Annotated in this window: 22 protein-coding genes; 18 read left to right on the top strand and 4 right to left on the bottom strand. The window is 58.7% G+C overall.

Annotation, left to right across the window (positions count from 1 at the left end; translation table 11 throughout):
- Positions 1-207: 207 nt before the first annotated feature.
- From ACEXKH_RS08420 to ACEXKH_RS08400, 5 genes are all read left to right on the top strand, one after another.
- Positions 208-927, top strand: a complete 720-nt coding sequence (locus ACEXKH_RS08420; protein ID WP_117776883.1) for a GntR family transcriptional regulator — start codon at positions 208-210, stop codon at positions 925-927.
- A 306-nt stretch (positions 928-1,233) separates the two neighbouring features.
- Entirely contained in the window at positions 1,234-2,550 is a 1,317-nt protein-coding gene (locus ACEXKH_RS08415) for an ABC transporter substrate-binding protein (protein WP_373573771.1), read from the top strand.
- Positions 2,551-2,637: 87 nt separating this feature from the next.
- On the top strand, positions 2,638-3,492 hold the full coding sequence (locus ACEXKH_RS08410; RefSeq protein WP_373573770.1) for a carbohydrate ABC transporter permease: 855 nt from the start codon (positions 2,638-2,640) through the stop codon (positions 3,490-3,492).
- Positions 3,492-4,331, top strand: coding sequence for a carbohydrate ABC transporter permease (locus ACEXKH_RS08405; RefSeq protein WP_373573769.1), 840 nt, complete (start codon positions 3,492-3,494; stop codon positions 4,329-4,331). Before ACEXKH_RS08410 ends, ACEXKH_RS08405 begins: the two co-directional genes overlap by 1 nt.
- 68 nt (positions 4,332-4,399) lie before the next feature.
- A complete protein-coding gene (locus tag ACEXKH_RS08400; RefSeq protein WP_118256844.1) occupies positions 4,400-5,599 on the top strand; it encodes an ABC transporter ATP-binding protein in 1,200 nt (399 codons plus the stop codon).
- Between the two features lie 456 nt (positions 5,600-6,055).
- Here the strand turns inward: ACEXKH_RS08400 and glgP are convergent, their stop codons facing one another.
- The 3 genes from glgP to galE all read right to left on the bottom strand — a co-directional run bounded on the left by glgP (position 6,056) and on the right by galE (position 11,240).
- Positions 6,056-8,323, bottom strand: coding sequence for a glycogen/starch/alpha-glucan family phosphorylase (gene glgP, locus ACEXKH_RS08395; protein ID WP_373573768.1), 2,268 nt, complete (start codon positions 8,321-8,323; stop codon positions 6,056-6,058).
- Positions 8,324-8,452: 129 nt separating this feature from the next.
- Entirely contained in the window at positions 8,453-9,970 is a 1,518-nt protein-coding gene (gene malQ, locus ACEXKH_RS08390) for a 4-alpha-glucanotransferase (protein ID WP_373573767.1), read from the bottom strand.
- Positions 9,971-10,178: 208 nt separating this feature from the next.
- Complete coding sequence (galE, locus tag ACEXKH_RS08385; protein ID WP_373573766.1) at positions 10,179-11,240, bottom strand: UDP-glucose 4-epimerase GalE; 1,062 nt, start codon at positions 11,238-11,240, stop codon at positions 10,179-10,181.
- A gap of 268 nt (positions 11,241-11,508) precedes the next feature.
- On the opposite strand from galE, the gene ACEXKH_RS08380 reads away from it, so the two are divergent.
- Positions 11,509-12,714 (top strand): coiled-coil domain-containing protein, encoded by a 1,206-nt coding sequence (locus ACEXKH_RS08380; RefSeq protein ID WP_373573765.1) that lies wholly within the window; start codon positions 11,509-11,511, stop codon positions 12,712-12,714.
- A 221-nt stretch (positions 12,715-12,935) separates the two neighbouring features.
- Here the strand turns inward: ACEXKH_RS08380 and murB are convergent, their stop codons facing one another.
- Positions 12,936-13,898: a UDP-N-acetylmuramate dehydrogenase gene (murB, locus tag ACEXKH_RS08375; RefSeq protein ID WP_373573764.1), complete on the bottom strand. Its 963-nt coding sequence runs from the start codon at positions 13,896-13,898 to the stop codon at positions 12,936-12,938.
- Positions 13,899-14,138: 240 nt separating this feature from the next.
- Between murB and ACEXKH_RS08370 the strand changes: the two genes are divergently transcribed.
- From ACEXKH_RS08370 to ACEXKH_RS08315, 12 genes are all read left to right on the top strand, one after another.
- The gene (locus ACEXKH_RS08370) at positions 14,139-15,167 is read left to right on the top strand and encodes a LacI family DNA-binding transcriptional regulator (protein ID WP_117640829.1); all 1,029 of its coding nucleotides are present in this window, start codon (positions 14,139-14,141) and stop codon (positions 15,165-15,167) included.
- Between the two features lie 204 nt (positions 15,168-15,371).
- The gene (locus ACEXKH_RS08365) at positions 15,372-17,900 is read left to right on the top strand and encodes a phosphoketolase family protein (RefSeq protein ID WP_373573763.1); all 2,529 of its coding nucleotides are present in this window, start codon (positions 15,372-15,374) and stop codon (positions 17,898-17,900) included.
- 321 nt (positions 17,901-18,221) lie between these two features.
- Positions 18,222-18,977: an AEC family transporter gene (locus tag ACEXKH_RS08360; RefSeq protein WP_373573762.1), complete on the top strand. Its 756-nt coding sequence runs from the start codon at positions 18,222-18,224 to the stop codon at positions 18,975-18,977.
- Between the two features lie 6 nt (positions 18,978-18,983).
- Positions 18,984-19,160, top strand: a complete 177-nt coding sequence (locus ACEXKH_RS08355; protein WP_373573761.1) for a hypothetical protein — start codon at positions 18,984-18,986, stop codon at positions 19,158-19,160.
- A 413-nt stretch (positions 19,161-19,573) separates the two neighbouring features.
- A complete protein-coding gene (locus ACEXKH_RS08350; protein ID WP_161160766.1) occupies positions 19,574-20,062 on the top strand; it encodes a hypothetical protein in 489 nt (162 codons plus the stop codon).
- Between the two features lie 38 nt (positions 20,063-20,100).
- Positions 20,101-20,868, top strand: coding sequence for a GntR family transcriptional regulator (locus ACEXKH_RS08345; RefSeq protein ID WP_373573760.1), 768 nt, complete (start codon positions 20,101-20,103; stop codon positions 20,866-20,868).
- Positions 20,853-21,566, top strand: a complete 714-nt coding sequence (locus tag ACEXKH_RS08340; protein WP_373573759.1) for a GntR family transcriptional regulator — start codon at positions 20,853-20,855, stop codon at positions 21,564-21,566. Before ACEXKH_RS08345 ends, ACEXKH_RS08340 begins: the two co-directional genes overlap by 16 nt.
- Before the next feature lie 193 nt (positions 21,567-21,759).
- Complete coding sequence (locus ACEXKH_RS08335) at positions 21,760-22,875, top strand: SIS domain-containing protein (protein WP_373573758.1); 1,116 nt, start codon at positions 21,760-21,762, stop codon at positions 22,873-22,875.
- 60 nt (positions 22,876-22,935) lie between these two features.
- Complete coding sequence (locus ACEXKH_RS08330; protein ID WP_373573757.1) at positions 22,936-23,997, top strand: SIS domain-containing protein; 1,062 nt, start codon at positions 22,936-22,938, stop codon at positions 23,995-23,997.
- Positions 23,998-24,039: 42 nt separating this feature from the next.
- Positions 24,040-24,459, top strand: coding sequence for a PTS sugar transporter subunit IIA (locus ACEXKH_RS08325; RefSeq protein ID WP_152073310.1), 420 nt, complete (start codon positions 24,040-24,042; stop codon positions 24,457-24,459).
- A 57-nt stretch (positions 24,460-24,516) separates the two neighbouring features.
- Positions 24,517-24,999 carry a PTS sugar transporter subunit IIB gene (locus ACEXKH_RS08320; protein WP_099432286.1) on the top strand — a complete coding sequence of 161 codons (483 nt, stop codon included), beginning with the start codon at positions 24,517-24,519 and terminating at the stop codon, positions 24,997-24,999.
- Positions 25,000-25,057: 58 nt separating this feature from the next.
- Entirely contained in the window at positions 25,058-25,831 is a 774-nt protein-coding gene (locus ACEXKH_RS08315; RefSeq protein WP_138341425.1) for a PTS mannose/fructose/sorbose/N-acetylgalactosamine transporter subunit IIC, read from the top strand.
- The last annotated feature ends 128 nt before the right edge of the window (positions 25,832-25,959 follow it).

Genomic DNA, 25,959 nt, shown 5'->3' with positions numbered 1-25,959 from the left:
CAACATGCTGTGCGAGCAAGAACGTTTAAACAATGAACTCATTGTAGAGGACTGGCTGCTTGCCGCATTGACGGTTTTGATTCGAATCGATTGGAGCATCACGGGCGCCGTTGACAGTTAATAATCGGTGCTTTGCCGATAGACGGTTTAAACAACCCAAAGAAATGCTATCGTGCCTAGCCATACATATTCATTAGAGGTGAAATCATGCCAAAAGCGATTTACGAAGGAATCTACCGCGAGATCCGTTCGCGCATCATCAACGGGACCTATGCGTTTCAGGAGATGCTGCCAACCGAAGCTGAGTTGACCGCGGAGTTTGGCTGCACGCGCAATACCGTCCGTCGCGCCTTGAGCATGCTGGCCGACCAGATGTTTGTGCAGCCTATACACGGTAAGGGCGTGCGCGTTATTTGGCTTAAGGGCGAAACCGACATGCTGGGCGCACTCGAAGAGGTTGAGTCGTTTGGCGAGTTCGCAAAACGCAACAATGCCGTCGCATCGACCGAGGTCAAGTCTTTTGAACATTTGATTTGCACTGAGCAACTTTCTCGTCGCCTGGGCTTTAAGGTGGGCGAGGAGCTGATTCGTGTAGTGCGTGTCCGAAGCCTCAACGGCAGTGCTCGCCAGGTGGACCACGGCTACTTTTTGGAGTCGATCGCCAAGGGCCTGACCCCCGAGATTGCGGCAAGCTCTATCTACGACTATCTGGAGCACAAGCGTGGCGTCAAAGTGATGGCGAGCCGCCGTACGGTGAGCGTCGAGCTTGCCAACGATGAGGACTGCAGCTACTTGGACCTTGGCAAGTACAACTGCGTCGCCGTTATGGAGAGCCAGTCGTACACATCGGACGGCATCTTGTTCGAGGTCACGCATGCCCGCACGCATCCTGAGATCTTCCACTACCGCGTCAACTCCAAGCGATAGCCGGCTAGCTCGCAGCCTGACGAGACTCATGCCCTCAAAGAGAAAACGCCCGGTCAAACCGACGATGCATCGGCTTGACCGGGCGTTTTCTCTGCATTCGATAACAAATAATTGTTTATACAAAACTTGTCAAGTATCAAGTCGAAATTACCGTTCACCGAAGTTTTTCTACCGCTCTAGTAATACTTGTTCAAACAACTAGCCAAATAGCGTATTGTACAAATCAGCAAAAGGGGCAAAGTCCCCGAGCCAATCTCCGAAGGCGGCGGCAAAGGGTGCCGCCACGGTGTGAAAGGGTGGATTGTAATGAAGAACGAAATGAGCAGAAGGCAGTTCCTGGGCTTTGCTGGTTCCGCGGCTGCGGTTCTTGGTCTGGGCCTCGTGGGCTGCGGTGGTTCTGCCGGCTCTGGCTCCTCTGCTTCTGGTGACGCTGCCGAGGTCTACTTCCTCCAGTTCAAGCCCGAGGTCGACAAGGAGTGGAAGGAGATCGCCAAGGCGTACAAGAAGGAGAAGGGCGTCGAGGTCAAGATCGTGACCGCCGCCTCCAACACCTACGAGGAGAAGCTCAAGTCCGAGATGTCCAAGAGCTCCGCTCCGACGCTGTTCCAGGTCAACGGCCCCACCGGTCTTAAGAACTGGAAGGATTACTGCGCCGATCTGTCCGACACCAAGCTCCGCGGCGAGCTCATCGACGACTCCCTGGCTCTGCAGTCCGACGGCAAGGATCTGGGTATCGACTGGGTTCAGGAGAGCTACGGCATCATCTACAACAAGGAGCTCCTCGAGAAGGCTGGCTACAAGGCCGAGGACATCAACTCCTTCGACAAGCTAAAGGCTTGCGCCGATGACATCCAGGCCCGCAAGGACGAGCTCGGCATTGAGGGCGCCTTTACTTCCGCCGGCATGGATGACTCCTCCAGCTGGCGCTACACCACCCACCTCGCCAACCTCCCGCTCTACTACGAGTTCGAGAAGGAGCACAACCAGGAGGACGACGAGATCAAGGGCGAGTATCTCGACAACTTCAAGCAGATTTTCGACCTGTACATCACCGACTCCACCTGCGATCCTTCGCAGCTTGCCTCCAAGACCGGCGACGACGCCACCAACGAGTTCGCAACCGGCAAGGCCGTCTTCTATCAGAACGGTTCTTGGGCCTACGCTGACCTCACCAAGGCCGGCATGACCGACGATCAGATTGGCATGATGCCCATCTACATCGGTGTCGACGGCGAGGAGAACCAGGGCCTGTGCTCCGGCGGCGAGAACTACTGGTGCGTCAGCTCCCAGGCTTCCGAGGATGCCCAGAAGGCCACCGAGGACTTCATGTATTGGTGCGTCACTTCTGACACCGCCACCAGCATCATCGCTGACAAGATGGGTCTGACTGCCCCGTTCAAGAGCGCTAAGGAGACCACCAACGTCTTCTCGCAGCAGGCCGTTGCCATGGCCAAGGACGGCAAGAAGACCGTCGCTTGGGACTTCGTTTACATCCCCTCTGAGGAGTGGAAGAAGAACCTCAAGCAGGCTCTGATTGCCTACGCTGCCGATAACACCAAGTGGGACGGCGTCAAGAACGCCTTCGTCGATGGCTGGAAGACCGAGAAGGCTGCTTCCGAGTAAGCAGTTGCTGCCCAAGCTATCTGATTAGCGACAGGGGGCGGGCAGACGTAGGTTTGCCCGCCCCCTGCATATTGAAAGGACCCTTCTATGGGCAAAGCACTCAAGCGCTGGTGGCCGCTCTTTATGCTGCCCACGTGCCTGGCGTTTATGATCGGGTTCGTGATTCCCTTTATCCAGGGTTTCTATCTCTCGTTCTGCCAGTTTATTACCATCAATAACGCGCACTTTGTCGGTATCGAGAACTACGCGCGCGCACTGACCGACCCGCAGTTCTCCACGTCGTTCTTCTTTACCGTGGCGTTTGCCTTCCTGTCGACGGTGCTCATCAACGTGATCGCGCTGGCCATTGCGCAGGCGCTCACTCGCAAGGCGCTCAAGGGCACCAACATCTTCCGTACGATTTTCTTTATGCCTAACCTGATTGGCGGCATTGTACTGGGTTACATTTGGCAGATTCTGATCAACTGCCTGCTCTCCAACGTGGGTGCCCAGCTTATCGCCCTCAACTCCGCCGCTGGCTTCTGGGGCCTTATCATCCTGACCCTGTGGCAACAGGTCGGCTACATGATGATCATCTACATCGCCGGTCTGCAGTCCATTCCGTCTGACTACATCGAGGCCGCCAAGGTCGATGGCGCTACGGCATGGCAGACGTTTTGGAAGGTTAAGATCCCCAACCTGATGCCGACCATCACCATCTGCCTGTTCCTGTCCATCACCAACGGCTTTAAGCTGTTCGACCAGAACCTCGCCCTTACCGGTGGCGCCCCGGCGCACTCCACCGAGATGCTCGCCCTGAACATCTATAACACGTTCTATTCGCGTGCTGGCATCGCATGGCAGGGCATCGGTCAGGCCAAGGCAGTTATCTTCTGCATCCTGGTCGTTGCTATTTCTATGATCCAGCTTAAGGCCACGAGGTCCAAGGAGGTGCAGCAGTAATGAAACGCGATAAGGCTATCAACCGCGCGCTCTCGATCTTCTTTACGATTCTGTCGCTCGCATGGATCTACCCCGTGTTCATGATTGCACTCAATTCCTTTAAGAAAGCGACCGCAATCAGCACCACCACGGCGTTCGATCTGCTCACGCCCGAGACGTTCAACGGCCTCGCAAACTACATGCACGCTCTGAACGAGCAGGGCTTTGCCTCGGCATTTATGTACTCGCTCATCATCACGGTCACGTCGGTCGTGCTGATTCTGGTGTGCTGCTCCATGTGTGCTTGGTACGTAGTGCGCGTCAACAGCAAGATCTCGAACTTCTTCTATTACCTGTTCGTCTTCTCGATGGTCGTGCCCTTCCAGATGCTCATGTTCACGCTGTCCAATTTGGCGGACCGCATCGGCTTCAACACGCCGTTTAACATCTGCTTTATCTACCTCGGCTTTGGCGCGGGCCTGGCGGTCTTTATGTTCGCCGGCTTTGTCAAGAACATCCCGCTCGAGATTGAGGAAGCGGCCATGATCGACGGCTGCAACCCGGTCCAGGTGTTCTTTAAGATCGTCCTTCCCATTATGAAGCCCACCTATCTTTCGGTCGGTATCCTTGAGACCATGTGGGTCTGGAACGACTATCTGCTGCCCTACCTTACGCTCGACTCCACCAAGTACAAGACCATTCCTATCTTGATCCAGTACTTCCGTGGCGGCTATGGCCACGTCGAGCTCGGCCCCATGATGGCATGCATCATGATGGTCGTCATCCCCATCGTCATCATGTACATCTTCTGCCAGAAGTACATCATTGACGGCGTTGTGGCAGGTGCCGTCAAGGGCTGATGCCGTAACTGTTTTGCAAGTTTTGGCGGCGCCCCTCAGCGCGGCGCCGCGTATCGAAAGGTAAAGACATGGCCGAGATCGTTCTCAAACATGTTCAGAAGGTGTATCCCAACAACGAGTCAAAAAAGAAGGGCTTCTTTGGCAAAAAGAAGAAGACCGAGGAGAAGAAGCACAACCTTAAGGTTACCGAGGACGGTGTGCTTGCTGTAGAGGACTTCAACCTCACCGTTCACGACCAGGAGTTCATCGTCCTCGTTGGCCCCTCTGGCTGCGGTAAGTCCACGACGATGCGCATGATCGCCGGCCTGGAGGACATCACCTCGGGCGATGTGCTCATCGATGGCAAGCGCGTCAACGACGTCGCTCCCAAGGACCGCGACATCGCCATGGTGTTCCAGAGCTATGCTCTGTATCCCAATATGACGGTGTACGAGAACATGGCGTTTACGCTCGAGCTCAAGAAGGTCCCCAAGGACGAGATCGACCGTAAGGTTCGCTCCGCTGCTGAGATCCTGGGTATTACCGAGTACCTCGACCGTAAGCCCAAGGCGCTTTCGGGCGGCCAGCGCCAGCGCGTCGCCATCGGCCGCGCCATCGTGCGTGACCCCAAGGTCTTCCTGATGGACGAGCCGCTGTCCAACCTGGATGCCAAGCTTCGTAACCAGATGCGTGCCGAGCTCATTAAGCTGCGTCACGAGATCAAGGGCACGTTCATCTACGTTACTCACGACCAGACCGAGGCTATGACCCTCGGCGATCGCATCGTGGTCATGAAGGACGGCGTCGTCCAGCAGATCGCCACCCCGCAGGAGGTCTTCAACCATCCCGCGAACATCTTCGTCGCCGGCTTTATCGGCGTGCCGCAGATGAACTTCTTCGATGCCCAGCTGGTGCGCTCGGGCAACGGCTTTACCGTCAAGACCGACGACATGAATGTCGCGCTGGCCCCCGAGACCTGCGCTCAGCTTGCTCTCAACTGGGACGGCGGCGACGTGAAGGAGATCACGGCCGGCGTGCGCCCCGAGCAGATCCTGCTTGCCGACAAGGGCGAGGAGGGTGCGCTCCAGGGCACCGTCGAGGTGACCGAGCTCATGGGTTCGACCGAGCATGTCCACGTGACTGCTCCCGATGGCCAGTTCGTCCTGATCATTCCCGTTGTCGACCTTGAGGCCAAGGGCGCGCTCAAGGCTGGCGACCCCATCTGGTTCAAGTTCGAGAAGAACGCGACTCATCTCTTCGATAAGGTGTCTGGCAAGAACCTTATCTAGGCCCGGTGCATCCAGGCCCTCCCTTTGGGCGACTGCGGCTTTGCCATCCTTTTGCCGTGGTCACATATAAGGCTCCCCTCCTGTCCACTGGGCGAGAGGGGAGCCTTTCTTTGTGTTGGGGCTTTCCGTCTGTCAGTTTGTCTTGATCTGTAACCGGTAGGGCCGATTTCGGACGTTAGATGTTACAGATCGAGACGGTTCCGCTGTGCCAACCATTTCATCTAAATCTGTAACACCAAAGGCGAATTACACCTGCTAGATGTTACAGATTGAGATAAACCCAAGGGGAGGGGCCGGTATGTCTCAATCTGTAACGGCTGGGACCGTTTTGGTTGAGTAATTGCTACGGATCGAGATTGTTTGGCCGAGTCGGATCACAGGGTAACGTGCGGGCACAAAAAACGGAGCCGTGTTGCCACGACTCCGTTTCTCAAGAGGATGGGTAAGGGGAATGAGCTAGCTCAGGTGCCAGATCTCGTCGTTGTACTGGGAGATCGTACGGTCGGACGAGAAGGTGCCGGCGTTGGCGATATTGATGAGCGCCTTGCGCATCCAGGCGTCCTGGTCCTCGTAGTCGGCCAGCACGCGCTCCTTGGTCTGGATGTACTCCTCAATGTCGAGCAGGGCCATAAACCAGTCCTTGCCCTTAATGTCGTCGTGCAGGCGCTGCAGGCGCTCGGCATTGCCGGTCGCCATAAAGGCCGGGTTGGTGATGAAGTCCACCAGCAGTTTAATGCCGGGCTTGCGGTAGAGCACACCGGCGTCATAGGTGCCGTTGGCATAGAGCTGCTCGACCTGTTTGGAAGAGGCGCCAAAGGTATAGATGTTCTCGTCGCCCACGAGCTCGGCAATCTCCACGTTGGCACCGTCGAGCGTGCACAGGGTTAGGGCGCCGTTGAGCATGAACTTCATGTTGGAGGTTCCGCTCGCCTCTTTGGAGGCCAGGCTGATCTGCTCGGAGATGTCGGCGGCGGGGATCACGCGCTCGGCAGCGGTGACGTTATAGTTCTCGATCATGACAACCTGCAGGTAGGGGGCCACGTCGGGGTCGTTTGTTATCCACTGGGACAGCGTCAGGATTAGATGAATGATGTCTTGGGCGATGGTGTAGGCAGGGGCCGCCTTGCCGCCAAAGATGATGGTGACGGGGTGCTTAGGCTTATTGCCGTTCTTGATGTCGAGATACTTCCAGATGATGTAGAGCGCGAGCATCTGCTGGCGCTTGTACTCGTGGATACGCTTGACCTGAACATCGATGATGGCGTTGGAGGGAATGGTCACACCCTGCTCGAGCGCCATAAACTCGCGCATGATGGCCTTGGCCTCGGTCTTGGTGGCAGCCAAGCGCTCAAGAACACCTTTGTCGTCAACGAACTCGGCAAGCTTGCTCAGGTCGCCGGTGCTGCGCCAATCGGTGCCGATTACATCGTCGAGCAGGCTGGCGAGCGCGGGGTTGGCGCCATGGATCCAACGGCGGAAGGTGATGCCGTTGGTCTTGTTGGAGAACTTCTCGGGATAGATCTCGTAGAACGGATGAAGCTCGGTATCCTCCAGGATTTTGGTGTGGAGTGCGGCGACGCCATTGATGGAGAAGCCAAAGTGAATGTCCATGTGGGCCATGTGGACGGTGTCGTGCTCGTCGATGATGGCGACACGCGGGTCGTCGTGCTCGGCCTTGGCGACCTCGTCGAGCTTGACGATGATGTCGGCGATGGCAGGGGAGACCTTCTGCAGGCTGGTGAGCGGCCACTTCTCGAGCGCCTCGGCAAGAATCGTGTGGTTAGTGTAGGCGACCATGGAGCGCACGATGGCAACGGCCTCGTCAAACTCGATGTCGTGCTTGGTGGTGAGCAGGCGGATGAGCTCGGGGATGACCATGGTGGGGTGCGTGTCGTTAATCTGGACCACGGCGTAGTCGGCCAGGTCGTGCAGATTGCTGCCGCGCTCGATGGCCTCGTCGATCAGGAGCTGGGCGGCGTTGCTCACCATGAAGTATTCCTGGTAGATGCGAAGTAGGCGGCCCTGTTCGTCGGAATCATCCGGGTAGAGGAACAAGGTGAGGTTCTTGGCGATTTCGGTCTTGTCGAAGTCGATGGAGCTGCCGGGGACCAGGCCGTCGTCAACACTTGCCAGGTCAAACAGACGCAGGCGGTTCTTGGTGGGCTGGCCGTAACCGGGCACATCGATGTTGACGAGCTTGGAAGTAACGGCAAAATCACCGAACTCGACGGTATATGAGCGGTCGTCATCGAGCAGGATGTCCTGCTCGCCGAGCCACTCGTCGGGGACGGCCTTCTGCTGGTTGTCGACAAAGCGCTGGCGGAACAGGCCGTAATGGTAGTTGAGACCCACGCCGTCGCCGGTAAGGCCCAGCGTGGCGATGGAATCCAAGAAGCACGCGGCCAGGCGGCCCAGGCCGCCGTTGCCGAGCGAAGGCTCGACCTCGAACTCCTCGATCTTGTTGAGGTCGTGGCCTGCGGCGGTGAGCTGGTCCTTAACCTCGTCGTAGATGCCGAGGTCGATCATGTTGTTGATGAGCAGCTTGCCGATCAAAAATTCGGCGGAAATGTAATAGAGCTTTTTCTTGCCGTTGTTGAGCGGGCAGGCGGCAGAGCGCTCCTGCACGAGCTTGACCAGCAGTTTGTAAATGCGGCGGTCATCGAGTTGCTCGAGCGAAGTTCCAAAGGACTGCTCGGCTAGATCCGCGAGATTGATGCGGGGCATGTTTCCTCCTGTGGTGAGTTGACTACATGTCAGAAATTCAAAAGAATCCCGCGCGAGGGGATTGGGGTGGCCTCGCGCGGGAAAAGCAAGCGCGTCCGCACGGTGGGGAGGGGTCGGGCGCAGTAGCTCCTATTGAGGAAGCTCGATTTCGGCTTCCGACGGGATGCGGAAGTAGGTCTCGGTCCAGTCGGTGAGTTTGTGCTCGAGCTCGCGGGTGATGGCGCCGTCGAGCATGCGCCAGGTCCAGTTGCCGCCCAGGGTGGCAGGGGTGTTGATGCGCGCCTCATTGCCCAGGTTAAGCAGGTTCTGCATGGTGTAGATGCACGTGTCGCTCACGCTGGCGGCGATGGTGCGATTGAGTGCATCTGCCATGGGTTCGCCGGCCTGCTGATGGGTGTACAGGGCTGCCTGCTCGCGCTGACGCGGGGTGGCCGTTCCCTCAAACCAGCCGCGCGCCGTCTCGTTGTCGTGGGTGCCCACATAGGCGACGGTGTTGGCGATGTAGTTATGCGGCAGGTAGTACGAGTTGGTGCCCTCAAAGGCAAACTGCAGGATCTTCATGCCGGGGAAACCCGAGTTGTCGCGCATGTCGATGACGCCGGGGGTGAGGAAACCCAGGTCCTCGGCGATGATGGGCAGCGTGCCGAGCTTTTCCTCGAGCGTCTTGAAGAACTTGAGGCCGGGACCCTGCGTCCACGAACCGTAGGACGAATCGGGCGAGGAGAACGGCACCTCCCAATAGGCCTCGAAGCCGCGGAAGTGATCCAGGCGGATGACGTCGTACATGTCGAGGGCGGCGCGAATGCGGCCCTCCCACCAGGAGAAGCCGTCGGACTCCATGGCGTCCCAGTCGTAGATGGGGTTGCCCCAGTACTGGCCGGTGGCCGAGAACTGGTCGGGCGGCGTGCCAGCGACGCTCACGGGATTGCCGGCGGCGTCGATCTTAAAGAGCTCGGGTGTCGCCCACATCTCGACGGAGTCACGCGAGACATAGATAGGCAGGTCGCCGATGATGAGAATGTCGCGCTCGTTGGCATAGGCCTTGAGGCGGCTCCACTGGCGATCGAAGAAGTACTGCGTCATCTGGTGGTAGAGCATACGCGCCGGATGGTCGGCGCAGACCTTGGCAGAAGCCTCACCGCGGGTGCGGAGCTCCGCGGGCCACTCCCAAAACGCCTTGAGACCGCACTCCTCTTTGACGGTCATGAACTCACAGTAGGGGATGAGCCAGTCCTCGTTGGCCTGGATAAAGTCATCGAAATCGGCCGGCTTGTCGGCAGCAAAGCGCTCGGCGGCGCGGTCGAGAATCTGACGGCGGCCGCCAAAGATAGCACCGTAGTCGACATTGCTGGGGTCGGATCCCAGATACACGCCATCGATATCGCGCTGCTCCAGATACCCTGCCTCGATAAGCTCGGCAAAGTCGATAAAGTTGGGGTTGCCTGCGCGGGCCGAGAACGACTGATAGGGCGAATCGCCATAGCTGGTCGTCGTAAGGGGCAGAATCTGCCAGTAATGTTGTTTGCACGAGGCGAGAAAATCGACGAAGTCGTAGGCATTCCAGCCAAAGCCGCCGATTCCGTATGGTCCGGGCAGAGATGAGACGGGCATGAGGACGCCGCTTGCACGCTCCATGAATGCGCTCACCAACCTTCTTGTTGTGGGGTCGGCCTGCCGATGGGTATGCAGTCCGCCTCCGATGTTCTGATTCGATACGCCTATTGTAAAACATGTTGTTTAAACATGTACAGGCAAGATAAAAAAGTTGGTCGATTTTCGGCGAATGGCTACATGCCATGAAAAAGCCCCGACCTAACAACGTGAGATCGGGGCAAGAACGGTATGTAGGTTTTTGCTACTCGGCGTCGGCGAAGCCGTTGGGGTTGTGGCTCTGCCAGTTCCAGCTATCGCGGCACATGTCCGCGATGTCGTACTGGGCCTTCCAGCCCATCATACGCTCGGCCTTGGAGGCATCGCACCAGTTGGCAGCGATGTCGCCGGCGCGGCGCTCGCGGATCACGTAGGGCAGCTCCTTGCCACAAGCCTTGGAGAAGGCGGCGACGACCTCGAGTACCGAGGTGCCGGTGCCGGTGCCCAGGTTAAAGATCTCGACGCCGGTCTTGCCGTTCATCCAGTTAAGGGCGGCAACGTGACCAGAGGCCAGATCGCACACGTGGATGTAGTCGCGCACGCCGGTGCCGTCGGGGGTGGGGTAGTCGTTGCCAAAGACCTGAACGGCCTCGAGCTTGCCCACGGCGACCTGGGCGACATAGGGTACCAGGTTGTTGGGGATGCCCTTGGGGTCCTCGCCGATCAGGCCCGACGGATGAGCGCCGATGGGGTTGAAGTAACGGAGCAGCACGATGTCCCACTCGGGGTCGGCGGTGTGGACGTCCATAAGGATCTGCTCGATCATCCACTTGGTCCAGCCATAGGGGTTGGTTGCGGGCTTCTTGGGGTCTTCCTCGGTGACGGGCGGGTTGTCCGGGTCGCCGTAGACGGTCGAGGAGCTCGAGAAGATGATGGACTTGCAGCCATGGTTGCGCATGACGTCGATGAGCACCAGGGTGTTCTCGATGTTGTTGTGGTAGTACTCGACGGGCTTACTCACCGACTCGCCGACGGCCTTAAAGCCGGCAAAGTGGATGACGCGGTCGATCTGATGGGTATCGAAGATCTTGTTCATCGCATCGCGGTCGAGCACGTTGGCCTCGTAGAAGGTGAGGTTCTTGGCGGCCTCGTCGCCCACGATGGTCTTGACGCGGTCGACGGCGACGGCGCTGGAGTTGGAGAGATCATCGACGATGACGACCTGGTAGCCACCCTCGAGCAGTTGAACGACGGTGTGCGAGCCGATAAAGCCGGCGCCACCGGTAACGAGGACGCAGGTGTCTTTGGGGTCGAGTGCTTTGGACATGTAGTCTCCTATCGAATCAGGAACACTTCTAGAGGGGAGTATAGCGCAGCTGGGGGCGCCCAAAACACGCGGGGCAGGAAAACCAGAGGATTGATGTTAACGTACTCATAGGGTGTTATTTGCATAATCCTTACCTTTCGTGTGGGGCGTATTTGCGAGCCGCTGACCATGCTTTTCCAGCCGTTCGTGGAAATAGTTGGGACAAGCGCGATGTGCGTTAATATGTTTGAGTTGAGCGACATATAAATAAGCATGTAACGGAGTACATATGTCACCGAACAACGATTCCATCTTTACGCAGGAGCTTTCGCGCCGCACTGCCCTTAAGGCTCTTTTCGGCGCCGCTTCCGCGGCTGTTCTTTTTGGCCTGCCCGCCCGCGCCCATGCGGCTGAGGCCAGCCAAGAAACCACCGACAAACTGAATGCCGCCCAGGCCCAGCTCGACGAGGTCCAGGCTCAGCTCGACAGCATCGCTAATGAGTACGCGACGCTCGCCAACAAGAATGCCCAGACCCTCAGCGATATCGAAGGCGTGCAGGGCCAGATTGACGAGACGCAGGCTCAGATCGACACCAAGAAGGCCGAGCTCAAAGAGAAGCGTAACGACCTTTCCGATCGCGTGGCGGCAAGCTACAAGTCGGGCGGTACCAATATTCTGTCTTTGCTGCTCGCTTCTGGTTCGTTTGAGGAGCTCGTCGCCAACGCGCATTACGTCGAGAAGATCAACAAGAGCGACCGCGACGCCATCGAGGACATCCAGACCATCCAGAAAGAGCTCGATACGCAGAAGTCCGAGCTCGAGTCGCAGAAGGCCGACCTGGAGAAGCTCAAGGACCAGCAGACTGCACAGATGCAGGACATGCAGGCCAAGCAGCAGGAGGTCCAGACGGTTCTGAACGGTCTCTCCGACGATGTCAAAGAGCTCATGGCCCAGCGCGATTCCGAGATTCTTGCTGCCGCTCAGGCCGAGGAGGCTGCCAAGAAGGCTGCCGCTGCCGCGGCTGCCGCAAACAAGAACAATTCCTACTCGGGTGGTTCAAGCTCGGGTGGCGGATCGTATGCGCCCGGAACTCCGCAACAGAATGCCGGCTCGGGCAAGCAGCAGGCCGTCGTCAACGCATGCTACTCCACGCCTTCGCCTGGCCTGAACTGGTGCGCCGCCTGGGTTACCAACGTGTTCCGCAACGCCGGCGTGGGCTACTTTGGCGGCAACGCGTGCGACATGTTTAACGCCTGGTGCTACAGCTCCGATCGTTCTGCGCTGCAAGTGGGCATGATCGTGGCCGACTCGTCGCACAGCGGCACCGGCACGCCGGGTCTGCTGTACGGACATGTGGGCATCTATGTTGGTGGCGGCATCGTTATGAGCAACGAGGGCTCCATTACGTCTAAGTCGCTTGATGCGTTTATTCGGTTCTACGGCACTGGCTCTGGCGTGCGCTGGGGCTGGCTTGGCGGCATTGCGCTGTCGTAAGGCAAGTTGGGCCGCGTGCCCGCCCGCAATATATTTGATTGCCTGCTCGGGCAGTCCTGCGCAAGACGAAGGCCACATTAAGTGGCCTTCTTTGCGTGCGGAACTCGCGATCAATCAAATATATTGCGGGCGGGCACGCGGCCCTCTCGGGTCCTGAGCGCGACTTACCGGACTTGTTGTCTGATATAAAGATGGCGAAGGCCCCTTTCGGGGCCTTCTTTTTATAGGAATTCGCCTACTCGGTGGACTTCGGGTTCTAGGTCTACGCCGAACTGCTCTTTGACTTTGGCTTGGATGTGGCGGATGAGTTCGTCGACGTCGGCGGCGGTGGCGTGGTCGGCGTTGACGATGAAGCCGCAGTGTTTCTCGCTTACCTGGGCGCCGCCGACAGCGTGACCGCGCAGGCCGGCGTCCATGATGAGCTTACCGGCAAAGTAGCCCTCGGGGCGCTTGAAGGTGGAGCCGGCGCTCGGCATGTCGAGTGGTTGCTTGTCCTCGCGGCGTTGGCGGTAGTCGTCCATGTCGGCCTTGATCATCGCGGCGTTGCCCGGGGCGAGGTTAAAGGTGGCAGAGAGCACGATAAAGCCGTCGTCGGCGATGCGGCTCTTGCGATAGCCCAGGTTAAGCTCGTCGACATCGAACTCAATGATATTACCGCTGCCGCGGGTGCCGTCGTCGAGCACGCGGGCGGGCTTATAGACGCGCACGGACTCCAAAACATCGGCCATACAGGCGCCGTAGGCACCGGCGTTCATATAGCAGGCACCGCCGACCGAGCCGGGGATGCCCGAGATGGGCTCCATGCCGGTGAGACCGGCCTCGGCGGCAGCCACGGCGACATCGGAAAGCAGGGCGCCGGCTGCTGCCGTAACATGCGTGCCGTCGATGGTGATGTTAGAGAGGCCCTCGCCCAGTGCCACGACGACACCGCGGATGCCCTTGTCACCGACGAGCAGGTCGGAGCCGTTGCCCACGATGGTGAGCGGCAGATCGCAGCGGTAGCAGGTATCGAGCGTGGCGACGAGGCCCTGCTCGGTGTCGGGCGTGACAAAGACATCGGCCGGGCCGCCGATCTTAAACGTGGTGTGCTCGCGCATGGGCTCGCTCATGAGCACGTTGTCCTCGCCGGCAACGCCAGCGAGCGCGCAGAGCAGGTCCTCGTTAAAAAAGTCATTCTCGTGCATACGAATATCCGCCTTATGGTGGTCGTTTTCATCAATCGAATGCAATATACCCCACCCGGATGGATTTGGTGCAAAGTAGCCTGACCCAAATGCATCACATAATGCAAAGGGGTCAGGTTGCCTTGCACCAATCGCGGCGATAAAACAGCCGTCTACCGGATTGGTAAAGTGTTTATCATCGAGGTAGAGGGACGGTCGCTATACTTTCAAGAGATTGCGCGAATACTCGGAAGGAGCGAGATGGGCAACAAAGTTACTCTCAAGCAGATTGCCCAGGAGGTGGGGCTTTCCCCCTCGTCGGTCTCGCTTGTTCTCAACAATCGGCCTTGTCGTATCTCGGAAGAAAACCGCAAGCGCATCAAAGAGGTCGCGGCGCGCAACCATTATGTTCCCAACCAGATCGCGCGCAGCCTGGTCATGCGCGAGTCGCGCACGCTGGGCCTTATCGTTCCCAACATCGAGAGCCGCTTTTTTGCCTCGCTCGCTGGCAGCCTGGAAAAGCGCTGCCGCGAGGACGGCTACGCGCTCTTTATTACCAGCTCGGGTGGAAGTGCCGAGGACGATCTGGAGCTCCTGCGCCAGCTGGTGACGCGCGGCGTCGATGGCGTCTTTTTGGTGGTGGGTGACGAGTTTTCCGACGACCGCGCCCTGCGCGAAGAAGTCAGCCATCTGCCCATCCCGGCTGTAATGGTTGACCGTGCCATTGAGGGACTCGAATGCGACAAGGTGATGTTCGACCACGAAATGGGCGGCTACATGGCTACCCGCTATCTAATCGAGCAGGGCCACCGTCGTATTGCCTGCTTGGTTAATGCGCGCCGTTCCAATACGGGTCGTAAGCGTCTTGCCGGCTATGAGCGCGCGCTGCGCGAGGTTGGCCTGCCGATCGACGCACGTTTGGAGTTTGAGAGCGAGTACTACATTCCGAGTGCCTACGAGGCCTCGGAGGCGGTGCTCGCAACCGATGCCACTGCTGTGTTCGCAAGCTCGGACAACATTGCGCTGGGTCTGCTCAAGCGCCTGCATGAGATGGGTAAGAGCATTCCGGGCGATATCTCGGTGGTGAGCTATGATAACTCGGCGGCCGACGTTCTCTTTGAGCCGGCGCTGACCGCGATTGAGCAGGATCCTGGTGTCCTTGCCGAGCATGCTTTTGGCTGCATGTCCAAGCGTCTTGCCGGTAGGGGCGGCAGGCGTGCCGAAGAGGTCGTTCTGGAGCCGGCGCTCATCGTTAAGGACAGCGTGCTCGAGCTTACTAAACACAACTAAACACGTTTATCAATTTGCAGAGACTGAATGTGGAGCACATGTGACAGGCAATGCCGCAGGTGAATGTCTGCTTTTGCCTGTCCGCATGGCAAAACAGGATGCTAAAACGTTTTTTCACCATGATAAAACGTTTTAGCAAATATACTAGTCCCAACGAAAGGTTGCCGTATCGGAAGGCGACCGCGCAGCGAAGGGACATAAACAATGGCTAAAACACTGGGAACGCCGTGGCAAAAACTGGGACATGAGGTTCCCGCTTCCGAGCTCGAGGGTGTCGATCTGTATTGGCGCGCCTCGAACTACCTGTCCGTCGGCCAGATCTACCTTCGCTCTAACCCGCTAATGCGCTCCGACTTTGTTGACGAGAAAACCGGTGAGGTGCGCGACTTTGGTCGTCCGGACGTCAAGCATCGCCTGGTTGGTCACTGGGGCACCACGCCTGGCATCAACTTCCTGTTCGGACACGTCAACCGTCTCATCGCCGATCACAACCAGAACGCCATTTTCTTGATGGGACCGGGCCACGGTGGCCCCGCCGGCACCGCCCAGTCGCTGCTCGATGGCACTTACCGTGAGATCCGCCCCGACATCACCAATGATGAGGCCGGCCTGCAGAAGTTCTTCCGCCAGTTCTCTTATCCCGGCGGCATCCCGAGCCACTTTGCGCCCGAGACGCCCGGCTCCATCCATGAGGGTGGCGAGCTCGGCTACACACTCAGCCATGCCTACGGCGCCGTCATGGACAACCCGAGCCTGCTGGCGGTGGCCGTGGTGGGCGACGGAGAGTCCGAGACCGGTCCGCTTGCCACCTCTTGGCAGTCCAACAAGCTCGTGAACCCGGCAACCGACGGCATCGTCCTGCCGATCCTGCACCTCAACGGTTACAAGATCGCCAACCCCACCATCCTCGCCCGCGTGTCCGACGAGGAGCTCGCCAAGTTCTTTGAGGGCATGGGCTACAAGCCGCACTTCTTTGTCGCCGGTTTTGACGACGAGAGCCACGCGAACATTCATGCGCGTTTTGCCGCCCTGTTTGAGCAGGTCTTCGATGAGATTTGCGACATCAAGGCCACCGCGCAGGCTCAGGACGCCGCGGGCGAGACCGTGGTCCGCCCGGCCTATCCCATGATCGTGTTCCGTACGCCCAAGGGCTGGACATGCCCCAAGCACATCGATGGCAAGAAGACCGAGGACTCCTGGCGCGCACATCAGGTGCCGCTGGCGAGCGCCAAGGACACCCACGAGCACTTCCGCGTGCTGCGCGAGTGGCTGCGCTCCTACAAGCCCGAGGAGCTCTTTACACCCGAGGGCCAGGTGCGTCCCGAGGTGACGGCCTTTATGCCGACCGGTGAGCTGCGCATCGGCTCCAACCCCAACGCAAACGGCGGTAAGGTCCGTCGCGAGCTTGAGCTGCCCGATATCCACGCCCACGAGATTCCCGTTGCCGAGAAGGGCCACGGCTGGGGCTCCACCGAGGCCGCCCGCGTCTTTGGTGAGTACACCGCCGATGTCTTGGCTAAGAACATGGACGACTTCCGCATCTTCGGTCCCGACGAGACCGCGTCCAACCGCCTGCAGGCTGCCTACAAGGTGACCAAAAAGCAGTGGGATGCCGGCTTCTACGAGGATGAGGCCAACGATGAGCTGCTGGCCGGCTCCGGCAAGGTCGTTGAGCAGCTGTCCGAGCACCAGTGCGAGGGCTTCCTCGAGGCTTACGTGCTCACCGGCCGCTCCGGCGTGTGGAGCTCCTACGAGAGCTTTGTCCATGTGGTCGATTCCATGGTCAACCAGCACTGCAAGTGGCTCGAGGCCACCAAGCGCGAGATTCCGTGGCGTGCCCCCATCAGCGGCCTCAACATTTTGCTGCCGAGCCACGTCTGGCGTCAGGACCACAACGGCTTCTCGCATCAGGACCCTGGCTTTATCGACCTACTGCTCAACAAGGCCAACGATACGCACATCGTGAACGCCTACTATCCGGCCGACGCCAACATGGCCCTTGCCGTGGCCGAGCGCGTCTACCAGTCCACCGACTGCGTCAACGCCATCTTCTGCGGCAAGCAGCCCGCCCCGACCTTCCAGACGGTCGATGAGGCCAAGGCGGAGCTCGCCGAGGGCGTCGCGACCTGGGAGTGGGCATCGACCGCCGGCTCGCTCGCCGAGGCCGACGTCGTGGTTGCCACGTGCGGCGACGTGCCGACGCTCGAGGCTCTGGCTGCAACCGATATGCTGCGCGAGCTGGGCGTTAAGGTGTGGTTCGTCAACGTTGTCGATCTGCTCAAGATTCAGAACGTCTGCGAGAACGACCAGGCCATCAGCGATGAGCGCTGGGTTGAGCTGTTTGGCTGCGGTGAGAAGCCCGTGCTCTTCGCCTTCCATGCCTATGCCGGCACGATTCGCCGCCTGATCTGGAACCGCCCCGGCCACGACGCCTTCCGCGTCCACGGCTACGAGGAGAAGGGCTCCACGACCACGCCGTTCGACATGCTGCGCCTGAACAACATGGACCGCTGGGCGCTTGCCGCCGACGTGCTGCGCATGGTCGACGCCGATAAGTTTGCCGAGCAGATTGATGAGTGGGAGGCCTTCCGCACCGAGGCCTTTGAGTTTGCGTGCGACGAGGGCTTCGATCACCCGGCCTTTACCGACTGGGTCTGGCCCGACGCCGCAGCCGCAACAGCAGCCGACGGCGCGCTTTCCGCAACGCAAATGACCGCGGGCGACAACGAGTAAGTAGGCATCCGGGACGGCCTCGCGCTGGGGCCTTGCCCGGGAGGGTGACTTTGTCCGGGGAAGTGGGCTTCGCGAACTTCCCCGGACAAAGTCACCCTCCCGGGCAAGGCCCTCTCGACCGTTTCGATCTGCGGGGCTGAAAATTTTTAATGCAACGGTGACTTTGCTGATGCTGCTCTGGAGGCTGCGCATCTTTCTTTGGTCAGCTAGGATTGCATTGCCGGGGCCGGGGTGCCTGCTTTGTTTTGAGAAGTTCGCGGAGCCCACTTCTCAAAACAAAGCAGGCACCCCGGCCCTCGTGGAATGGATAAGGGGGGAAGCATGAGCTTTACGAGTGTGGCGCTTCAGATGTTGACGGTTTCGTTGCCTATTTTGTTGGGGTGGTGTATCGCCAAGCTGGGGTTTATGAAAGCGGAGTTCGAGCGCGAGCTGTCGCATCTGCTGTTGCAGGTGGCGCTGCCGTGCTTGGTGCTTTCGTCAGCGCTGGGCGATGATGTGAAGCTTCCGAGCATTGCCGATACGTTTTCGCTCATGGGTCTGTCCTTTGTGATGTATGTGGTGGCGATCGTTATTGCGTTTGCCGTCACCGCTGCTCTTCGCGTTCCCAAAGGGACGGAATGCTCGTATCGCTTCGCCGTGCTTTTCGGTAATGCCGGGTTTATCGGTTTTCCGGTTATTTCGGCGGTGTTGGGAAAACAAGCGCTGTTGTATGCATCGATTGCGCTTATCCCCCTAAACATTCTTATGTTTACCGTCGGCGCCATGTTATTCAGCGGAATGGATGGTGGCCTTAAAAAGCAGATGCGCAATATTGCCGCCTGCTGCAAGAGTCCTGGTCTCATTGCAAGTGCTGTTGTGCTTGGGATCGTGCTAACCGGATGGACCGATTGGGGCGTGTTGGGCGACTCGATTTCCATCGTTGGCACCATGACCACTCCGGCGGCATTGTTGCTCATGGGGTCGTCTATCGCCAAGTACCGTCCGCTCGAGATGCTCACCAACTGGCGTGCCTATGTCGCCGTGGCATTTCGCCTGGTTGTCGTGCCGACGGCATGTCTTGCCGTCGCGCGCTTGTGACCCGGCATGACGCCCATGTTTATCGCGACGCTTGTGCTCGAGATGGCAATGCCGGTAGGCAGCAACGGCACGCTGTACTGTCTTCAATACGGTAAGGACGCACGCCCCATGATGCAATGCACCTTCCTGTCGATCATCTGCTCCATTTTGACGATCCCGCTAGTAACAATGCTGTGCGGATAGGCATCCGGGACGGTCTCGCGCTGGGCCCTGCTCCGGGCGGGTTGCCTTGCTCCGGGAAGTGGGCTTCGCGAACTTCCCGGAGCAAGGCAACCCGCCCGGAGCAGGGCCTCTCGACCGTTTCGTTTTGCGGGGTCTGATTCTTTTTATGTAATAGGGATTTTGTTGTTATGGCCTTGGAGACTGTCCATCCTCCTTTGGTCAGCCCAGAATACATCGCCGGGGCCGGGGTGGTTGGTATAGGTTTTGGAAGTTCGCGGAGCCCACTTCCAAAACCTATACCAACCACCCCGGCCCTCGCCCGTATTACCCCGCTGAGCGAGCCATAGGCACCACGCACCGACGCGCTAAAGCGCCGGCTTGAAATTGGTGCTATATTCGGCTTGAGTTGTTTAATGCTAGTACGGGAGGCTGATATGGGGCTGTTCAAGAAGAAAAACCCGCAGGACGCCTTTGATCCCGATGTGTTTACCATCACGGATACTATTTTGGACCCGCCGCGGTTTACGTTTTTGCCGGCCATCTACCAGGATGCTACGCGTCGCAAGTGGGCCGTGCATCAGCGCGGTGCGCAGCCGAAGATCTTTGACTATGCGGATGTTCTGCAGTGCGAGGTGGCCGAGGCTGGCGATCCGGAGGCTGACGAGACGCCTTCAAAACAGGAATTTGCCCAGCGTATTCTGGCAAATCCCGCGAAGGCGGCAAAAATAAACGCTGCCAAGCGTAATATGTGTCTTGGTATGGGCGTTGTCGTGGCGGTTCAGACGGGAAAAGACGAGGTTTCCAAATTAGAGATTCCCGTTATGACCGACGAAGTCAAACGCGATTCAAACCTATATAAGTCGTATCGGAATGTCGCCGAGAAAATCAAGGCCGAGTTTGATGCCATGGGAGGGCTGGCCTAATTCTGGTGACATACATTTTTGAATGAGGAGTCTGTGCAATGGCAGGCGAATCTTATGCAATTCCCCCCAAAGACCGTGCTGTTGAGGGGATTCTTTGGTACATCCAGCACCATCAGCTTGCCGGCGGCGATCGTCTGCCGGCCGAGCGTGTGCTGTGCGAAGATATCGGCGTTTCGCGTACGGCGTTACGTGCTGGCATCACGCGGCTCATTTCGTGCGGAACGCTCGAGAGCCGCCGCGGATCGGGTACGTATGTGTGCCCTCCCAAGCCGCTGAACATCTTCCAGGAAACGTATAACTTCTCCGATGCCGTGCGAACTGCCGGTCTGCACCCCTCTTCTCGCTTGGTCTCCACCGAGACTGTCGAGGCGGATGAGACGCTTGCCGACAAGCTTGGGGTGGCCGTAGGCGCTCCTTTGCTCCGTATGCAGCGTGTCCGTCTCATTGAGGGCGAGCCGGCGTCGATCGAAACGGCACATGTCAATCTGTCGCTTTGCCCGTCGCTTCCCGACCATGATTTTGAGCACGAGAGCCTCTACGACGTATTGTTCAAAGAGGGTGGCGTGCGCGTTGAGCATGGACGTGAGCATATCTCGATCTCGCGTTTAAACGCCGAAGAGGCCGAACTTCTCCAACAAGAAGAGGGGACGCCGGTGTTCTATGAGAGCACGATTGAATTCGATGGGGGCATGCGCTTCGTGGAGCATTGCAAATCGGTGATTTTGCCCACGAAGTTCCGCTTTGCCGATAACGGTGAAAAGAATGGCATGAGGAGCGTGGCAGGTGAACAATGGCTGAAACAGTAGATGCCACCCCGGTTTATATGCGCATTCGACGTCGCATTGAGGAGCGTATCGAGCGCGGCATATACCCAACGGGTTCGATGATTCCGTCTGAGAATGAACTTGCCGAGGAATTTGGTACGACGCGCCTGACTATCCGAAGTGCCGTGGACGAGTTGGTTCGTCGCGGCCAGATTCGTCGTGTTCGGGGAAAGGGCGCCTTCGTGGCGCAGAAAGTGCCTGCTATTTTTGAGCGCACGGGTGGCTTCCGCGAATCGGTTCGCGCCTCGGGAGGCGAGCCGTCTGTTCGCATTCTGGCGCGCTCCAAGCGCTACGCGGGGCCATACTACGCCGACCTGTTTGGTATCGCCGAGGATGACCTGCTCTATTCCATCCGACGCCTGAACTGCATAAACGGCGATCCCGTATCAATTGAGATGGCGCTGATTCCCTGCCTGCTGTTCCCAACCATCGAAGAGATCGACGTGTCGGTGTTCAGTCTTTACGAGACCTATGAGATGCTGGGGCGAAAGCCGGTCATGGCGCAGGAAAAGCTCGATATCGAAGCGCTGGGCGCGCGCGATGCCGGCCTGCTTGGGCTAGAGCAGGGCGATCTTGCCTTGACGCTGGAGTGCGTGAGCTTCGACGCGAGCGGACAGGCAATCGAATATGTCAAGTCGTTCAACCGCGGCGATGCGGGTGGATATACCTATACCTACTAGCTGGTGTTTTTGCATAACGACTGGGAAAACTGACCGATTTTGACCATTGAGCCGGCTGTATATACGACCTTACATGGCTCAAAATCGACCGTTCGCCGATGAAGAAAGATTAGTCGGCAGATAGGTATCAAAAAGCCGTAACCTGTAACTGTGATTGGTATCAAATACTAATGATTTGTTACGAGGTGAGACGATGAAAATGCTCGATTACGTTCAGCTTGCCCATGTGCGTATGGGTGAGAACCTCGAGCGTTCGTCCGAGCTTGTAAGCCAGCTCGTCGAGATTTTCCAGTCCGCATCCTTTGACGCGCTGCGCATTGTCGCTTCGGGTTCGTCCCGTCATGCCGCCGATTGCGCTCGCGATTATCTGCAGGATGCACTGCAGATGCAGGTGTCTGTCGTGACGCCTGAGGCCTTCGTCGATTTCGAGCACACCTATCCGCAAAACGCGCTCAACATTGCCATTTCTCAGAGCGGCTACTCGACCAATACGATTGCGGCACTCGACTACATGCGCACGCACGACATGGCAGCAGTTGCGCTGACGGCAAACGTCGAGGCTCCCATTAAGGAGCATGCCGATATCGTTCTCGACTACGGCGTGGGCGTCGAGTCGGTGGACTTTGTGACCCTGGGCGTTCAGACGCTCATCGAGTACCTGGTGCTCTTTGGCATTTACGGTGGTCAGGCGTGTGGAACGATTGACGCCGATGGCGTTGTTCAGCGTCTTGACGACCTGCGCGAGGCCATTCAGGCCAACGCCACGATGTGCAAGACCGCCGAGGCATATGTCCAGGATCATCTACTCGGGCTGTCGGAGCATGTGCCGGCCATGGTTGTGGGCAACGGTCCCAACTATGGCGTTGCCGAAGAGGCGGCGCTCAAGCTGAGCGAGACCATCAAGATTCCGGCCATGCACCACGAGGGCGAGGAGTTCGTCCACGGTCCCGAGATGCAGATTACCCCGGGCTACCTGGTATTTATCGTTGACGATCCTCGTGGGTCGGAGCGCTTGGCAAATATCGCCGATGCGCTGTCGAAGGTAACGAAGAAGGCAGTCCTTTTGACCATGCACCCCAAGGGCAGGGCCCACGAGATTGCGGTGCCGCAGGTGGCTCCGCTGCTGGCCGCGATTCCCGGCCTGGTGTTCTTCCAGACGATGGCGGCAATTGTCACCGAGCGCCTGAGCTCTTGGGATGTCCATCCGTATCTCGATGCCGTCTCCAAGCAAATGGAGGTCAAGGCAGAGGGCTACGAGGAATCGGTCAACACGCTTAAGGCCAAAGCTGCCGAGTGTTACGGAATGTAGGCGGGCGCTGTCGCTCGTTGGCATAGGGGATGTCAAGGCATCCTCAGAAAGGAGAAGCAAATGAAGGAAACCGAGAAGATCGAGATCATGCATTTCGACCAGGAGGGCTACCTCGAGGACGGCAAGGCGCTCTACGAGACCGGCAAGAAGATGACCGCGCTTGCCGACAAGGTCGCCGACGAGGGCTACGACGCTGTGTTCCTGATGGGTGTCGGTGGCACCTGGGACGAGCTCATGCAGCTCGAGTACCTCATGAACAAGTTCGGCGACCGCGACCTGGAGGTCTACCTGATCCACGCCGCCGAGTGGAACGTCTCCGGCCACAAGCGCATGACCGACAAGTCCGTCGTGCTCACCGCCTCCGAGTCCGGCACCACCCCCGAGGTCCTCGAGGCCGTCAAGAAGATGAAGGACATGGGCGTGCGCGTCTACGCCATGACCAAGCCCGAGGGCCCCATCGGCCAGGCCGTCGGCGCCGAGAACTGCGTCGCCATGGCCTCCGATCACGGCTCCGGTGGCTGTGAGAAGGGCTACTACCTCGCCGACTGCTTCGGCCTGCGCCTGCTCAACCGCCGCGGCTGCTTCCCCAAGTTCGATCTGTTCATTGAGCAGACCAAGGACATCTGGAAGGACATGCTCGATATCCGCAAGCGCTTCGAGCCGCGCGCCGAGGAGCTCGCCAAGAAGTACGCCCTCGCGCCCTACACCATGTTCATCGGCTCCGGAGCACTTTGGGGCGAGACCATCCTCTTCTCGATGTGCATCCTCGAGGAGATGCAGTGGAAGCGCACCCGCTACATCACGTCCGCCGACTTCTTCCACGGCACCCTCGAGCTCGTGGAGCCCGGCGTGCCCGTGTTCCTGTTCATGGGCGAGGACGAGAACCGCAAGCTCGACGAGCGCGTCCGCGCCTTCCTGACTCGTGGCGTCACCGGCGACACCGATATCAACATCATCGACACCGCCGAGTTCGCCATCCCCGGCCTTGACGACGATTTCCGCGTCATCGTTTCCCCGTGGATCCTGACGGTGCTCGTGACTGACCGTCTGGCTCGCTACTACGAGACGGTCACCAAGCACAACCTCAAGTATCGTCGCTACTATCACCAGTTCGACTACTAAAGCCAAGCGCGGGGACGCGTCAGTCACGGAAGGATTCGCAGAATGAGACAGTACATCATCGCCAGCCATGCGCACTTCGCTACCGGCATCAAGGAGAGCATTGAGCTGCTCTCGGGCGCCCGCGACAACGTCCACGACCTTTCGATGTTCGTCGACGATCGTATGGACGTGGCTGAGGAGGCCCAAAAGCTGCTGGCAGGCATGTCTGCCGACGATGATGTCGTCGTCTGCACCGACCTCTTTGGTGGCAGCGTCAACAACGAGTTCACCAAGATCGTCCAGACGCGTCCCCGCACGTACCTCGTTACCAACATGAACCTTCCGTTGCTCATCCAGCTGCTGTTCTCCGATGAGTCGGCGCCGGTTGAGGAGACGATTCGCGCCATCGTCGCTGCGGACGATACGCGCGTGAAGTTCGTCAATGACCTTTTGGTCGATGACGACGAGGAAGAAGAGTTCTAATCCGCAGCACCTACTGACACGCCGTAAGGCGGCATAAGACCTTTGGGGGGTCACATTATGATTCAGCTACTTCGCGTCGACCATCGCCTGCTTCATGGCCAGGTCGCAGTCTCTTGGGTTCAGGGCCTTGGCTCCAACTGCATCTTCTGCGTGGGCGATAAGGTCGCCAACGACCCGGTGTGGAAGACGACGCTCAAGATGGGCAAGCCTGCCGGCTGCAAGCTCGTCATCAAAGATATGGAGCATGCGATCGAAGCTATCAACTCGGGCGTGACTGACAAGTACAAGATGATCATCTGCGTTGCCACTATCGCTGAGGCAAAGCAGCTTGTTGAGGGCTGCCCGCAGATTAAGTCGGTCAACCTGGGCAACACCAAGCCCAAGGACGAGAAGCGCCCCGATGCTCGTCAGGTCTCTCGTCAGATCTTCCTGACCGCAGCCGAGGAAGCCGATGTGCGCGAGATGCTGGATCGTGGCGTTGAGGTCGAGATTCGACCCCTGGCCGATGACCCCAAGGTTGACTGCGCCAGCGTGCTCTAGGCGTTTGAATTCGAAGAGTCTGAGCTCTTCGTAGTGTCCTATTAGGAAAGGGGGATGTATGCTTACCCAAGCAATCCTCATCGGACTTATCGCCGCATTTGGTAAGTTCGACTTCCAGCTCGGTACGCTCTATGCGTTCCGCCCCATCGTCCTGTGCCCGCTCGTGGGTCTGGTGCTGGGGGACCTGCAGTCCGGCCTCGCGATCGGTGCGAGTCTGGAGCTGCTGTTCATGGGCTCGATCTCCATCGGCGCCTACGTGCCGCCTGATGAGACGATCGGCGGCGTGCTCGCCTGCGCCTTCGCTATCCAGCTGGGCCAGAGCACCGAGGCAGCCATCGCGCTTGCCATGCCCATCGCCACGCTGTGCCTTGCCATCAAGAACATCCTCAACGCCGCCCTGCCGATCCTGGTTGACCGCGCTGATGTCTTCTCCGGCCAGGGCAACCTTAAGGGTGTCTATGCGATGCACTTCCTGATCGGTTTAACCGGCATCATCATGGCGTTCCTGCTGTGCTCGCTGTCGTTCTATCTGGGTGCTGACGCTATCCAGGGCGTGCTCGACTTTATCCCCGACTTTGTTCTTGCTGGCTTTGGCGTTGCCGCCAACATCCTGCCGGCCATGGGCTTCGCCATGCTCGGCCGCCTGGTGCTCACCAAGCAGCTCGTGCCCTTCTACTTCCTGGGCTTCCTGCTGTGCTCCTACGCCAACGTGCCCGTCCTGGGCGTCGCCCTGATCGCCATCATCATCGGCATCGACAAGTTCGACCTGCTCGGCCTGGGCGGAGCCCAGCCCCAGCTCTCCGCGGAAGGGGATGAGGACGATGACTTCTAGTCCCGAGAACAAGATCACGCGCTCCGACCTCGTCAAGAGCGCCGTCAACGTCGGCGCCCTGGGCATGGAGTTCTCCTGGACCTACTACAAGCAGATGAACATCGCCTTCTGCCTGATGGTCGCCAACA

The organism is Collinsella aerofaciens ATCC 25986, from assembly GCF_964259375.1.
GTDB classification, from domain to species: Bacteria; Actinomycetota; Coriobacteriia; order Coriobacteriales; family Coriobacteriaceae; genus Collinsella; species Collinsella aerofaciens_BO.
This window is presented reverse-complemented; position numbering and strand designations above follow the sequence as displayed.